The sequence below is a fragment of the Staphylococcus sp. HMSC06C11 genome, from assembly GCF_001808345.1.
In the GTDB taxonomy this organism is placed as follows: Bacteria; Bacillota; Bacilli; order Staphylococcales; family Staphylococcaceae; genus Staphylococcus; species Staphylococcus capitis.
Map to the genome: position 1 here is coordinate 350,715 of NZ_KV793038.1, position 15,135 is coordinate 365,849.

At 34.0% G+C, this 15,135-nt stretch carries 12 protein-coding genes and 1 other RNA gene; 2 read left to right on the forward strand and 11 right to left on the reverse strand.

Annotation, left to right across the window (positions count from 1 at the left end; translation table 11 throughout):
- The first annotated feature begins 121 nt into the window (after positions 1–121).
- A complete protein-coding gene (locus HMPREF3154_RS05120; RefSeq protein ID WP_023350159.1) occupies positions 122–1,117 on the forward strand; it encodes an LLM class flavin-dependent oxidoreductase in 996 nt (331 codons plus the stop codon).
- Positions 1,118–1,170: 53 nt separating this feature from the next.
- Here HMPREF3154_RS05120 and HMPREF3154_RS11380 read toward each other — a convergent pair whose 3' ends face one another.
- Together HMPREF3154_RS11380 and cymR are read right to left on the reverse strand one after the other, a co-directional pair.
- Positions 1,171–1,311, reverse strand: a complete 141-nt coding sequence (locus HMPREF3154_RS11380; RefSeq protein ID WP_002436115.1) for an SAS049 family protein — start codon at positions 1,309–1,311, stop codon at positions 1,171–1,173.
- Positions 1,312–1,659: 348 nt separating this feature from the next.
- Positions 1,660–2,082, reverse strand: coding sequence for a cysteine metabolism transcriptional regulator CymR (gene cymR / locus HMPREF3154_RS05125; RefSeq protein ID WP_002436108.1), 423 nt, complete (start codon positions 2,080–2,082; stop codon positions 1,660–1,662).
- An 83-nt stretch (positions 2,083–2,165) separates the two neighbouring features.
- Between cymR and HMPREF3154_RS05130 the strand changes: the two genes are divergently transcribed.
- Positions 2,166–3,434, forward strand: coding sequence for a replication-associated recombination protein A (locus HMPREF3154_RS05130; protein ID WP_030064671.1), 1,269 nt, complete (start codon positions 2,166–2,168; stop codon positions 3,432–3,434).
- Between the two features lie 96 nt (positions 3,435–3,530).
- Here the strand turns inward: HMPREF3154_RS05130 and HMPREF3154_RS05135 are convergent, their stop codons facing one another.
- The 9 genes from HMPREF3154_RS05135 to recJ form a co-directional block, all read right to left on the reverse strand.
- On the reverse strand, positions 3,531–4,304 hold the full coding sequence (locus tag HMPREF3154_RS05135; RefSeq protein WP_002435982.1) for a tRNA threonylcarbamoyladenosine dehydratase: 774 nt from the start codon (positions 4,302–4,304) through the stop codon (positions 3,531–3,533).
- A gap of 110 nt (positions 4,305–4,414) precedes the next feature.
- A non-coding RNA gene (ssrS, locus tag HMPREF3154_RS05140) (6S RNA) lies at positions 4,415–4,605 on the reverse strand.
- 285 nt (positions 4,606–4,890) lie between these two features.
- The gene (aspS, locus tag HMPREF3154_RS05145) at positions 4,891–6,657 is read right to left on the reverse strand and encodes an aspartate--tRNA ligase (RefSeq protein ID WP_002436088.1); all 1,767 of its coding nucleotides are present in this window, start codon (positions 6,655–6,657) and stop codon (positions 4,891–4,893) included.
- 15 nt (positions 6,658–6,672) lie between these two features.
- Positions 6,673–7,935: a histidine--tRNA ligase gene (gene hisS, locus HMPREF3154_RS05150; protein WP_023350155.1), complete on the reverse strand. Its 1,263-nt coding sequence runs from the start codon at positions 7,933–7,935 to the stop codon at positions 6,673–6,675.
- Positions 7,936–8,322: 387 nt separating this feature from the next.
- Positions 8,323–9,198 carry an N-acetylmuramoyl-L-alanine amidase family protein gene (locus HMPREF3154_RS05155; RefSeq protein ID WP_002436126.1) on the reverse strand — a complete coding sequence of 292 codons (876 nt, stop codon included), beginning with the start codon at positions 9,196–9,198 and terminating at the stop codon, positions 8,323–8,325.
- The gene (gene dtd / locus HMPREF3154_RS05160) at positions 9,195–9,647 is read right to left on the reverse strand and encodes a D-aminoacyl-tRNA deacylase (protein WP_030064674.1); all 453 of its coding nucleotides are present in this window, start codon (positions 9,645–9,647) and stop codon (positions 9,195–9,197) included. Before dtd ends, HMPREF3154_RS05155 begins: the two co-directional genes overlap by 4 nt.
- A gap of 13 nt (positions 9,648–9,660) precedes the next feature.
- Positions 9,661–11,850, reverse strand: coding sequence for a RelA/SpoT family protein (locus tag HMPREF3154_RS05165; protein WP_002436070.1), 2,190 nt, complete (start codon positions 11,848–11,850; stop codon positions 9,661–9,663).
- A 410-nt stretch (positions 11,851–12,260) separates the two neighbouring features.
- Positions 12,261–12,779, reverse strand: a complete 519-nt coding sequence (locus tag HMPREF3154_RS05170) for an adenine phosphoribosyltransferase (protein WP_002453394.1) — start codon at positions 12,777–12,779, stop codon at positions 12,261–12,263.
- An 18-nt stretch (positions 12,780–12,797) separates the two neighbouring features.
- The gene (gene recJ, locus HMPREF3154_RS05175) at positions 12,798–15,071 is read right to left on the reverse strand and encodes a single-stranded-DNA-specific exonuclease RecJ (protein WP_023350152.1); all 2,274 of its coding nucleotides are present in this window, start codon (positions 15,069–15,071) and stop codon (positions 12,798–12,800) included.
- Between the last annotated feature and the right edge of the window lie 64 nt (positions 15,072–15,135).

Below are 15,135 nucleotides of genomic sequence, written 5' to 3' on the forward strand. Positions count from 1 at the left end.
CTTTAATGAAACTCATTTTCCAAAAAGATGAAACCTTTCTATGCATGAGCATATAAATGTTGCATTCAATATTCAGTTGTTATACTTCAACTATTAAATTGTCATGAAAGGAAGCTATAAAATGAAAGATATTAAATTATCAGCATTAAATCTTGTACCTATTAGAGAAGGTCAAGACGATAAAGACGCTATTAATGACATGGTTAAATTAGCTCAAGGTTTAGATGAATTAGGTTACGAACGTTATTGGATAGCTGAACATCACAACGCTCCAAATTTAGTTAGTTCTGCTACGGCATTACTTATTCAACATACTTTAGAACATACGGAAAGAATTAAAGTAGGTTCAGGTGGAATTATGTTACCTAATCACGCACCACTTATAGTGGCCGAACAATTTGGCACGATGGAAACACTTTTCCCACATCGCGTTGATTTAGGTTTAGGTCGCGCGCCTGGTACAGATATGATGACTGCTAGTGCATTAAGACGTGACCAACATAATGGTGTATACCAATTTCCTGAAGAAGTCGAACAACTAGAGAAATACTTCGGACCGGGGAATCAACAAGCATATGTAAGAGCTTACCCTGCTGTAGGTAAAAATGTTCCTCTATATATACTAGGCTCTTCTACTGATTCTGCTCATGTGGCTGCTAGAAGAGGATTGCCATATGTATTTGCCGGACATTTTGCGCCTCAACAAATGAAAGAAGCTATTCAAATATATAAAGAGTTATTTGAACCTTCTGATGTGTTAAGCGAACCTTATGTCATTGTATGTTTAAATGTGATTGTTTCAGATACAGATACGCATGCAGAATATTTAGCAAGCACAATGGCTCAAGTAATGGTGAGTATTACAAGAGGCAGAATGCAACCTGTTCAACCACCAACTGATGATTTAAAAGGATTACTTACTCCGAGAGAATATGAACTAGCTAAACAACGTTTCAGTGGCTCTTTAATTGGCTCAGAGGATTCTGTTAAGCGTCAACTTGAAGGCTTTATAAAGGAATATGGAGAAATTGATGAGCTAATGGCAATAAGTTACATTTATGACCAAGATAAACAACTTGAATCTTATCAAAGATTACAAAAAGTAATTCAGTCATAATATAAAATAAAGGGAGGGCGTCTGCCCTCCCTTTATAACTGTATGGTTAAGACTTATTTGTCGTCTTTGTCTTTTTTGTCGTCGTCTCCGCCACCAGTGTATTCGTTAATTTTATCTTTTGCTTTGTTAACTTGTTCGTTATCGCTATCCTTGAATTTTTCTGCTGCTTCTTTTGCTTTATCCATGAAACTCATAAATAATAGCTCCTTTCGAATTTGAAAAATTATTTTTTGCTTATTAATAAGGTCACTTGCTTTATCTTTGACATTTACAACGAATTCATTCGTTTCGCCATAAGCACTATTTTACGGACCTTCACTTTCAAGTTCTTGGTTGATGGTAGCATTTCCAATTGACTATTTGACGTTAGCTTAAGTTTATTTAAACTTAATTTCGTCTGCCATACTTACTACCTCTTCGATGTATTAATTGTTATACCACTTGAAAATGAGGATAAACATTATTAATTAAATTTTTCTATAAAAATTTAGGATTTATGCGATTAATGAGTATATTTCTAACTTAAATAGATTACTAAAATGTTAAATATAGAACATATAGCCATCTAAATCTTCATTGGTTTCTTTATAATCAGCAAGATATTTTAAAGTTGTGTTATCTAACACATCTCGAACTGAATCTCTCATTCTCAACCATAATTGTTTCTGTGCAGGTGGTTCAGATTCAATACTTTCTACAAACGTAATCGGACCTTCAAGTAAGCGAATAATATCGCCTGCTGTGATTTCATCAGCTGGTACTCTAAGTTGATAACCACCTTTAGCACCACGCACACTTCGAATTAATCCAGCATTTCTTAAAGGGCCGACTAATTGTTCAAGATATAAATCACTTAGTTTATTTTCTTCAGCAATAGACTTTAAAGATACACAACCTTGACCTTCTCTTTTAGCAAGAGAAATCATCAATGTTAATCCGTATCTCCCTTTTGTTGATATTTTCATTGTATAACCTCACTTAATTCGAATTATATATTCCCATTCTATCATTTTTTACGTTAAGATAATATTAGAAAGGTGTGACAAATGTGAGTACAGAACCTCTAGCGTCTCGAATGAGGCCTATGAATATAGATGAGATTATATCACAACAGCATCTCGTTGGTCCTAAAGGTATTATTAGAAGAATGGTTGAGACTAAACGACTTTCTTCCATGATATTTTATGGACCTCCAGGTATTGGTAAAACGAGTATTGCCAAAGCCATTTCTGGAAGTACGCAGTTTAAATTTAGACAATTAAATGCTGTAACAAATACTAAAAAGGATATGCAAATGGTTGTTGAAGAAGCCAAAATGTCTGGCCAAGTCATCTTGCTACTTGATGAGATACACCGTTTGGATAAAGCAAAGCAAGACTTTCTTTTGCCTCATTTAGAAAATGGCAAAATTGTCTTGATAGGAGCCACTACGTCAAATCCATATCATGCGATTAACCCAGCTATCCGTTCTAGAGCTCAAATTTTTGAACTTTATCCTTTAGATGACCATGATGTAAGAATTGCACTTGATCGTGCAATTGAGGATAGTGATAGAGGTCTTAAAAGTTATCATCCTATTGTAGACGAAGATGCTATGGAGTACTTTTCCACTCAAAGCCAAGGTGATGTAAGAAGTGCTCTAAATGCTTTAGAGTTAGCAGTTCTCAGTGCAGAAGTAGTTGAAAACCAACGTCACATTACATTAGATGATGCTAAAGATTGTTTACAAAAAGGTGCTTTTGTGAGCGATAAAGATGGCGATATGCACTATGATGTAATGAGTGCTTTTCAGAAATCAATTCGAGGTAGTGACGTTAATGCAGCATTACATTATTTAGCACGACTTATTGAAGCTGGCGACTTACCTACCATTGTAAGGCGTTTATTAGTCATTAGTTACGAAGATGTTGGCCTAGCTTCACCATCTGCGGGGCAACGAACATTAGCGGCAATTCAGTCAGCTGAACGTCTTGGATTTCCTGAAGCTAGAATTCCACTTAGCCAAGCTGTGATAGAACTGTGTTTATCACCTAAATCTAATTCAGGAATCACAGCTATAGATAGTGCTTTGAGTGATATCAGAAAAGGTTTAGTAGGACAAATACCAGACTATTTAAAAGATGGTCATTACTCTGGCGCTAAAGACTTAGGAAGAGCAATTGGCTATAAATATCCTCACAATTATGAAAATGGTCACGTCGTGCAACAATATTTACCAGACAAACTTAAAAATAGAATTTACTATGAACCTAAAACAACGTCTAAGAGTGAGCAACAATTTAAAGATGTTTATGAAAATTTATTAAACAAAAAATAAAAGTTAGCTATATTCCAATAATAAGATAGTTGAATAGTAGTTATATGCAACTTCTGTTCAATCTATCCTATGGAATATAAGCTAACTTTTTTGAGGTTACTGACCTTTATCTTTAATACGTCTAACTGGAATATCTTTTAAAATATCATTAATAACATAGCTTGCACATATGAGTCCTACCACACTTGGTACAAAGGCGTTAGATGAAGGTGGCATTTGACCTTTACGATTAATCGCATTTTTATCGCCAACAGTTTCTTTTACATCCTCACGAATCACAATTGGACTTTCATCAGAGAATACGACTTTGACTCCTTTTCTAATGCCTTGTCTTTTTAATCTATTTCTAATCACCTTGGCCATTGGATCTGTATGCGTTTTAGAAATATCTGCAATTTCAAAACGTGTAGGATCCGTTTTATTTGCTGCACCCATACTTGAAATCATATCAATTCCACGCTCTAGACATTCTTTCATAAGGTGTACTTTATAAATAATGGTATCACTCGCATCAATAAAGTAGTCTATATGATAATTATTAAAAATTTGTTCATATGTTTCTTCTGTATAAAACATATGAAGCGACGTTACTTTACAATCTGGATTAATCAATTTAATTCGCTCTTCCATAAGCGTGACCTTACTTTGACCTATCGTAGATGTTAATGCATGAATTTGTCTATTAACGTTTGTAATATCAACATCATCTTTGTCAATAAGTATAATATGACCAATATTTGTTCTAGCAAGTGCTTCTGCAGCGAAAGATCCGACTCCTCCGATACCAAGAACTGCTACAGTTTTATTTTTTAATAAATCTAAGCCTTCTTGACCAATTGCCAATTCATTTCTGGAAAATTGATGTTTCATTCTGTACTCCTTTATCAAACTAAACCTTAATTAGCTTTTCATTTATGTATGTATATTCATCATTGTAAAAATTCACATAAAAATACGCAAGACCGAAGTCTTGCGTATCGATAGAGTCCGTAGGTGCCGTAGTTGTAAATAGCTTGATCATTCGGCCTGCTATATACAGGTGGGTGCCCTGTTTCTCGTTTTGCAAGTCCTCCTATAGAGGCGTGTGCGCTGCGAGAAAACCTATTGGGCTCCCTGATCAAAGAGTGTTAGGCCCAAATAAAAAGCAAACTTACGTACACCACAGATGACTATCCTATGAAATAATCTTACCACAAATTCGAATTTAAAGAAATTTTTAAACTCAAAGTATCAACTTTTTTATGTCTAAATTTTTAACTTTAGTAAGCGGTATTGAGTTTTCATCTAGGTCCACATTGCTCGTGGGATTTCTTTTTGAAATTCTTTATGTTGGGGCCCCTTTGTCCCGACTTGCATTGCCCGTGGGATTTCTTATCGAAATCCTTTGTGTCGGGAGCCTAACCCCAACTTGCATTGCTCGTAGAATTTCTTTTTGAAATTCTCTATGTTGAGGCCCCTAGTGTCTGATTCGTAGTGAGAGTTCTTCTAGTTGTTTGTCTGATACTTCTCCTGGTGCGTCTGTTAATAGGCATGTTGCTGATGCTGTTTTAGGGAATGCGATTGTATCTCTTAGGTTTGTTCTGTTAGTGAGTAACATCACTAGTCTGTCTAATCCTAATGCTATACCGCCGTGTGGTGGTGCACCGTATTTAAATGCATCAAGTAAGAAGCCGAATTGTTCTTTTGCTTGTTCAGTAGAGAACCCTAAAACTTCGAACATTTTTTGTTGTAATTCACCATCATGTATTCTTATTGATCCCCCACCAAGCTCATAACCATTTAATACGATATCGTATGCGTTTGCTTGAACATTTTCAGGTTCAGAATCTAGTTTAGAAATATCTTCTTGTTTAGGAGATGTGAATGGATGATGTGCAGCAACATAACGTTTAGCATCTTCATCATATTCAAGTAATGGCCAATCAGTTACCCATAAGAAGTTTAATTTAGACTCGTCGATTAATCCTAATTCTTTGGCCAATTTAATACGTAATGCTCCTAAACTTTGAGCAACCACACTAGGTTTATCGGCTACAAACATAACTAAATCACCAGGTTTAGCTCCAGTCAATGTTTTTAATGTTTCTACATTAGCATCTTCAAAGAATCTAGCGATTGGGCCACTTAAGCCATCTTCGACTACTTTAACCCAAGCTAATCCTTTAGCACCGTAAATATTTACAAATTCAGTTAATGAATCCATATCTTTACGTGTATATTGATCCGCAGCACCTTCAGCAACAATTGCTTTAATTTCGCCTTCATTTTCAACAGTATCTTTAAAGACTTTGAAATCCATGTCTTTACCTAATTGAGATACATTAATGAGTTCCATATCAAAGCGTGTATCAGGTTTATCTGAACCATATCGGTCCATAGCTTCAGCGTATGTCATACGTGGGAACGGTCCCTCTACATCGATACCTTTAACATCTTTAACAACTTTACGTAACATCTCTTCGCCCATTGAAATAACGTCTTCTTGATCAACAAAACTCATTTCAATATCTACTTGCGTAAACTCAGGTTGACGGTCTGCACGTAAATCTTCATCACGGAAACACTTAACGATTTGATAATATTTATCAAAACCACTTATCATTAATAATTGTTTAAACAGCTGAGGTGATTGAGGTAAAGCGTAAAATTCACCTTCATGAACACGTGAAGGTACTAAATAGTCACGAGCACCTTCTGGTGTAGATTTAGTTAATACTGGCGTTTCTATATCGAAGAAGCCATTATCATCTAAATATTGACGAATTGAACGTGTTGTTTGATGTCTCATTTTGAAAGTTTGAGCTAATTCTTGTCTACGTAAATCTAAATATCTATATTTTAAGCGGATGTTCTCGTCTACATTGACGTTTTCTTCGTTAATTGCAAACGGAGGCGTTTCTGACTTATTAATAATCTCTATATTTGAAACTTGAACTTCTACTTGACCTGTTTTAATTTTAGGATTAATTGTTTCTGGGTCACGTTTAGTAACAACACCTTGTACTTCTACAACATACTCAGAACGTACTGTTTCAGCTACTTTTAAGGCCTCTTCTGAAAAGTCCGGATTGAAAACGATTTGAACAATACCTTCACGATCTCTTAAATCTACGAAAATTAATCCTCCGAGATCACGGCGATTGTGTACCCATCCTTTTAAAGTTACCTTTTCATCTAATAAATCTTCTGTGACTAAACCACAATATGTTGTTCTCTTACTCAAAGTTATACTCCCTTTCTACTTTTTAAAATAATTAATTAACTGATCAAGTTGTATATTTTCTGACTCGCCTGTAGTCATATTTTTAATTGCAATGGAATTATTCTCAAGTTCTTGATCGCCAATGACAATTGTATATTTTGCATTTAATCTATCGGCTTGTTTCATTTGTCCTTTAATTTTTCTATTGAGATAATCTTTATCAGCTTTCACACCATTTTTTCGTAAGTCATTTAAAAGCTTCACTGCATAACGATCAGCTTCCTCACCCATCGTTACGATAAATAAATCAAAGTTTTCTTCAATATCTAACTCAATACCTTCTTCTTCTAGTGCAAGTAAGAGTCTTTCAATACTTAAAGCAAATCCAATACCAGTTTCACTTGGTCCATCTAATAACTGTAGTAAACCATTATAACGACCGCCACCGCATAATGTAGTGATAGCTCCATCATAGTTTGGATTATCCATCATAAGTTCAAATGCTGTGTGAGTATAATAATCCAGGCCTCTTACTAGATTTGGGTCTTCTACGTAAGGAATATTTAAGTCATCTAAATGATGTTTTACTTGTTCATAGTATGCTTTAGAATCGTCATTAAGATAATCTGTTATACGAGGTGCGGTTTTGATTGCTTCTTTGTCTCTGTCAATTTTACAATCTAAAATACGCATCGGATTTGTGTGCAAACGAGATTGGCAGTCTGAACAAAACGTATCAATAACAGGTTCAAAATGATTAACAAGCGCTTCGTTATATTCTTTTCGTGATTCACTATCACCGATACTATTAATAACGAGTTTAAGATGTTTTAAACCAAAAGATTCGTAAATGTGCATTACCATAGCTAAAACTTCAGCATCTATACTCGGATTTTCAGCACCAATCGCCTCTACACCAAATTGATTAAATTGACGATAACGTCCTTTTTGTTTACGTTCATATCTGAACATAGGACCGTTATAATATAATTTAACAGGTTGATTAGGATTACCTTGCATTTTATGTTCTATATAAGAACGAACAACCGCTGCAGTACCTTCAGGTCGTAAAGTTAAACTACGATCTCCTTTGTCTTTAAAGGTATACATCTCTTTTTGAACTACATCGGTAGAATCGCCAACACCTCTTGCGAATAGTTCAGTACTTTCAAATATAGGTGTGCGAATTTCTTTATAATTATATAATTCCATGAGTTCATCTAATTTATTCTCAATGTGGCGCCATTTGATTGAATCTTCAGGTAAGATATCTTGCGTGCCTCTTGGAATCTTTATCATATCATTGTCTCCTTTGTCGTTAGTTTCAGAATAGGTCATAGTGACGACTAAGGTGATGATTATCCCCAATTAAGAAAATAAAAAGTCCCTTGTATAGTTTAAAACTATACAAGGGACGTAATAACCGTGTTGCCACCCTAATTGATCAGTCTCTTAATAAGAGCTTGACCCACTCAATACGCTTAACGTGCGTAAGCCGACATTAGTTTCCTAAAGTACCTCTTCTTGTGTTCAAGAATTAAACTACTCAGTACAATCTTACAGCCTAGGATTGTATTTCTACGCAATACTTTGCTACCTTTTTCGTTTAATCTTCCAAGAATAATAATGGTTTTATTTATAAAGTTCATTAATTATGATAACGAGTTTTATTTTAATTTGCAAGTTCTATGATGAGAAATATTGTTTAAGACCATCAACTACTGCTTGCTCTACGACATGACGATGTAGTTGGTCTTTAATCATATTTTCATCGGTTGGATTACTAATATATCCGAGTTCTAACAATACAGCTGGCACATCAGTTTGTCGGAGTACTTGATAATTCTGTTGTCGCGCACCTCTATTAGTAAGCAAGGCTTTTTTCTGGATATTAGAATTTAATGTTTGAGCTAGCGATTCTTGATTATCTTGTAACCAATAAACGGTTGCACCGTTAGCATTAGAGGAATCTAAAGAGTCATTATGTATACTGATAAATGCGTCGCCTTTAATATTTCTATCATCTAAAGACACATATTTATCTGTGGTGCGAGTCATTTTGACTTTGGCACCTTCTTTTTCAAGTAATTTTTTAAGTTCTTTAGCAGTTTTCAAAGTGTAATTCTTTTCTAAACTTTTAGAGGGGGTGTTACTTGATGCACCCTGGTCACTACCACCATGACCAGGATCAAGTACAATTGTTTTACCTTTAAGAGGATTAGAAGCTTTAGAGTTGTCAGCATGTATATTTAAGTTAGTATGCCAACCGGCAACCCAGCCTTTTTCTGTTCCAGCCCGATTTTGGACTTCTATCCATTTACCTTGTTTATCTACTTTCTTAAAGCTATCACCTTTTTCAATTTTGTAAATGATAGGATAGGCTGCATTAGGACCTGTTCTTAATTCAGCATTTTCAGTGATTGTAATTTGACCAGTATCCTCATCACCTTGATTGAGAAACATAAATAACAAGATAATAAATAGAATGAATGCTATGACTACTACAAGTGTAAGCCAATTTTTTAGGCCATGTCGTGTTAACCAAGCATCTATTTTGTTCATAGAATTTTTCCATCCTGTGATTCATAGATTATAGTAACAGGACCATCGTTGTTAATTTCAACATTCATGTGTGTACCAAATTCGCCTGTTTTAACAGTTAAACCGTATGATTCTAATTCCTCATTAAATCTTTCATAAAGTTGTTTCGCTTCTTCAGGGCTTTTTGAATTTGAAAATCCAGGACGATTACCTTTTTTAACATCTGCATAAAGTGTGAATTGAGATACAGATAAGATTTGTCCATTAACTTGTTGTATATTAAGGTTTAATTTGTCATTTTCATCTTCAAATAATCGAGCGTTAGCAATTTTTTTGGCAACGATTTTGATATCTTCTTCAGTAGAATCTTTGCCTACACCTACTAGTAAACAAAATCCTCTCTCGATTTCATTATCGATAGAATCATTTATTACTCTCGCATGTTTAACTCTTTGTACAATTATCTTCATTTCTTTTGCACCTCTAGTTCCAAACTCTCGATACTGTATATACGTCACCTAGTTGTTTTATCTTTTCAACGACGCGATAAACATCGTTAACATTTTTCACCATCACGCTAATATTTATCACAGCATTTTTGTCTACATCAGAACGACCTGAAACTTTAATTAAACTACCTGCTGTCGAATTAACAGCTTGTAGCACTTCATTAAGTAAACCATTTCTATCGTATGCTGTCACTTCTAAATCAACTTGATAACGTTGAGTTGAATCTTTAGATTTAACCCACTCTACAGAAATCAACCGGTCTGTCTCGTTTTTTATATTTGGACAATCTGTACGGTGAACTTTTATACCGTGACCTTTGGTGATATATCCTACAATATCATCACCAGGTATAGGATTACAACATTTTGACAGTTTGATAAGGACGTTTTCTAATCCTTCAACATAAACACCACTGTCAGTAATAATATCTTCTTTAATAGGAACTGATTTTGTAACTTCTTGGGCTTCATTTAAAGCTTTCTGTTTATCTAATATGCGTTGTTTTTCAGTTAGTTTATTAACAATTTGTACGGAAGTTACGCCACCAAATCCTACAGCCGCAAATAAATCCTCGTCGTTTGCAAAATGATACTTATCATTTACAACCTCTAAATTCTTTTCGGTTAAAACATCTTCAACACGAAATCCCTGTTCCTTAATTTCTGCTTCAACCATAAATTTACCTTTTTCAATATTTGAGGAGCGGTCTTGTTTTTTAAAGAAACTTTTAATTTTACTTTTCGCACTTGAAGATTTTACGATTTTCAACCAATCACGACTCGGTCCATATGAGTGTTTACTGGTACGTATTTCAATGATATCACCTGTTTGTAGTACATAATCAATAGGTACAATTTTGCCATTTACTTTTGCACCGATCATTTTATTACCTACTTCACTATGTATGGCATAAGCGAAATCAATAGGCACTGCTCCATATGGCAATTCAATAACGTCACTCGCAGGTGTAAACGCATAAACTTTGTCGCTTTGTAAATCGTATTTTAAAGACTCCATAAATTCTTGAGCATCAGTGGAGGTATGATCTGTTTCAGCTAGTTCTTTTAACCAATTAAGTTTGTTTTGGAAATCTTGAGTTTTCTCATTAACCGTTTTTCCCTCTTTATAAGCCCAGTGAGCCGCTACACCGTGTTCGGCAATTTCATGCATTTCATATGTTCTAATTTGTATCTCGAGTGGATCACCATTAGGACCTACAACTGTAGTATGAAGAGATTGATACATATTTTGTTTTGGCATAGCTATATAATCTTTAAACCTACCCGGCATAGGTTTCCATAATGTATGAACAAGACCTAAAATGGCGTAACAATCATTAATTGAATTAACAATGATACGTATTGCTAATAAATCAAAAATTTGATCAAATTGTTTTTTCTGTTTCATCATTTTACGGTAAATACTATAAATATGTTTAGGTCTACCATTAATCTCACCAGAAAGGTTCATTTTTTCCATTTCTGCTTCAATTTTGTTTATCGCATTATCTATATATGCTTCACGTTCACTACGTTTTTTCTTCATTAGATTTACAATACGGAAGTATTGGACGCTATCAATATATCTTAATGCTGTATCTTCTAATTCCCATTTGATTGTGTTAATACCTAAACGATGCGCAAGTGGAGCATATATCTCCAAAGTTTCCTTTGAAATTCTGACTTGTTTCTCTCTAGGCATTGCTTTCAATGTTCTCATATTATGCAGACGGTCTGCTAACTTTACTAAAATAACTCGAACATCTTTAGCGATGGCTATAAATAGTTTTCTATGGTTTTCAGCTTGTTGCTCTTCTTTAGAGCGATATTTAACTTTTTTAAGTTTTGTTACACCATCTACAATACGAGCAACCTCTTCATTGAACATATCTTTAACATCTTCAAATGTATAAGGCGTGTCTTCTATGACATCATGTAGAAAGCCGGCTACGATTGTAGGCCCATCGAGTCTCATCTCAGTTAATATACCTGCAACTTGAATAGGATGCATGATATAAGGTAAGCCATTTTTTCTAAACTGACCCTGATGGGCTTCATAAGCGATATGATAACTCTTAAGTACATATTCATATTCACTTGCCGATAAATATGATTTAGCTTTATGAAGAACCTCATCCGCACTATATGGATATTCGTTGTTCAAATTATGACACCCCACTCAAATTTATTACTATTACATACCTTAGTATTTAAACGCTAAATAAACGAGTTAATTTATTTGCTTTTATAGGTTTTTGATTTTGAAAATTAAAATATAATATATTTGTAAAATTCTGATTATATAAAATCTATGCCCTTATCTATACAATAAGTAATACTTACTTCCACTTTACTATAACTTTTACCCTAACTTAAATAAGGTAGTTCACTTTAATTTAAATAATAGTTCTATGATACTACAATTTTTTAAATAAATAAACGTGGGTAGACTTTAAAGCTTACAATCTATTTATTAAATTTCGCTAAAATAAGGTTACTTTTGCAAATATAAAAAAGCTATATCCTGTATTAAAATTTAAATAATACAAGATATAGCTTTGAACATAACTTTAGTTATTCATCATATGAAATAAGACTCATGACATCATAATCTTTTATCTTTTCAATACCATGTAGATATTTTAATTCGATAATAAATGCAATACCTACAACGATGCCACCTAATTTCTCTACAAGTTTAATTGCCGCTTCAATTGTACCACCCGTAGCGAGTAAATCGTCTGTAATCAACACACGTTGACCTGGTTTAATCGCATCTTTGTGCATAGTTAAAATGTTTGTACCGTACTCTAAACTATATTCGTAACGAATAACCTCTCTAGGTAATTTACCTTCTTTACGCACAGGAGCAAATCCAATCCCCATAGAGTATGCCACTGGACAACCAATAATAAATCCTCTAGCTTCTGGCCCTACTACAACATCAACATCTCTTTCTCTCGCATACTCCACGATTTGATCAGTCGCGTATCCATATGCTTTACCATTATCCATAATTGTAGTTATATCTTTAAAACTTACTCCCGGTTTTGGCCAATCTTGAACTTCTGAGACATATTGTTTTAAATCCATTAAATTTCCTCCTAAATTTTAACTCAATTGAGACTTTATCCATTTTTTAATATTTGAAAAGTCATCGTACAGTAATCTTTTTTCTACTTCTATTCGAGATTGTCTTAATTGGTAAAGACGACTCGTCTCGATATCTTTTTTACTAGAGTGTGAATTTATTTTAATAAGACCATCCTCGTTGTAAATAAAATCAAGCTCACTAAAAACTTTAAGCATAAACTTTAATATTTCTGGCTTAACTTTTAAAAACTCACACAACATCATACCCTCTTTAGCTAAATTTGTTTCTTGTTTGTTAATTAAAGCTTTAAAACATTCTTTAAACAATGCTTTGCTTGGCATACCTTCAAAATAAATTGATTGATCATGTTGTAAAACAAGATAAAGCTGGGAAAATTGTAATTGTTTAAGCGTTTCTTCAATTTCATTCATTGTTGTAGGTAAATCTCTGAGAACTACTTTATCATATTGTGATTCTATAGTTTCACCATAATAATAATGATGCTCATTGGTTTTATCCTTTTTAGGATGAATCACATATGCTGTATTAGAATTATTTTCAGTGAATTGAAGATGCTTACGTTTGCTTCGATAATCTAAGATTTGTATTGTTTCTGTAGCAATATCTTGAATAATTAATTGGGGTGATTGATTTCCATTCCATTCATTGATTTGAAGGTTACCTATTAAATTAAGTGGTTGCCCCATTTCGATTTCTTTAGCAAGATGTCCATAACTCCAGTAAAGTGCCGCTAATTGATTCTCCCCAAGTGCCACTTTTAAATGTTTACCTTCCTGGCCAATAGCTTTAATCGATTTAACATTTAAATCATTAACTTCAAATGTAGGACTATTAAAGTCTGTACCAAATGGACGCAATTTTTGTATATCTTGAATATTTTTAACAGTAATTTCACTTTCATTGAGCAGTACATCTACATGTTTACGTGGTGCTAAAGATGTTGATTCTGAAAGTTGCTTCATCCATTCGTTAAGACCTTTTCGTAGTTCATCAATATTTTCTATATCCATAGTCATACCAGCAGCCATATGATGACCACCAAATTTAGTAATTAAATCCTGATGAGCATTTAAAATTTCAAACATTGACACCTGGTCTATCGAGCGTGCAGAGCCTTTAGCATGATTTTGCTCTAAATCAATATTCAAGATTAGAGTTGGCAGAGCATAAGTTTCAACAATCTTAGATGCTACAATACCGAGTACTCCTTCATGCCAATTCTCTTTAGCTAATAATAAAAATAAATTTCCTTGTTGAACTTGTTCCTCAGCTAATGAAAGCGCCTCTTCAGTAATTTCTGCTACAATATCTTTTCTTTCTTGATTGAAATGCTCCACTTGTTCAGCTAAAAATTCTGCTTCCTCAAACTCATCTACCATTAATAATTCAGCAGCTAGTGATGCATCTTCTAATCTACCTACCGCATTGAGTCGAGGTCCAATGATAAACCCAATTGTTTCCTCGTTGATTTGATCATTATAACCTGCTTGTTTCAATATAGCATTGATAGAAACAGGTGTCTGATCATTTAATATTTTCAATCCTCTTTTAACTATTGAACGATTTTCATCTGTTAAAGACACTAAATCTGCAATCGTTCCTATAGCTGCTAATGCTATAAATTGCTGAGGGGGATGACTTAATAAAGCTTGCGATAGCTTATATGCCACACCAGCACCACAAAGATATTTGAACGGATAGTCAAAATCCGGGTGCATTGGATGTACAATGGCTAATGCCTCTGGTAAAGTACGTCCAATCTCATGATGATCTGTCACAATGACATCCACACCGAGGTCTTGAACCATTTTAATTTCATCATGCCCTTGTATTCCATTATCCACTGTAATGATTAGTGAGATCCCCTCATCATATGCATTACGAAAGGCATGTTCATTAGGTCCATAACCTTCAGAAAACCGATTAGGAATATACCATCCTACTTGAGCACCCAATTGCTGTAATGTATTAACAAGAATAGTTGTTGAAGTGACACCATCAGCATCATAATCGCCATAGACTAAAATACGTTCATTTTTATCAATAGCTAAATTTATGCGATCAATTGCTTTTTGCATATCACTTAATAACCAAGGGTCATGGTCAAGTACTTTATCTTCTAATACATCTAAAATATTATTTTCTTGAACTAGATTCTTGCTTTCCAAAACTTTTTTTACAATAGGTGAAAGCTTAAGTTTCTTAGCAAGATCATCTGTTATGTATTCAGTTGGCTGGGCTAAATCCCAATGATATCTTGATTTAATCATAACAATCGTCCTCATTTCCAAAAGTCATTATACCGAACTTTATTTAAAATAAAAAGTACAACCC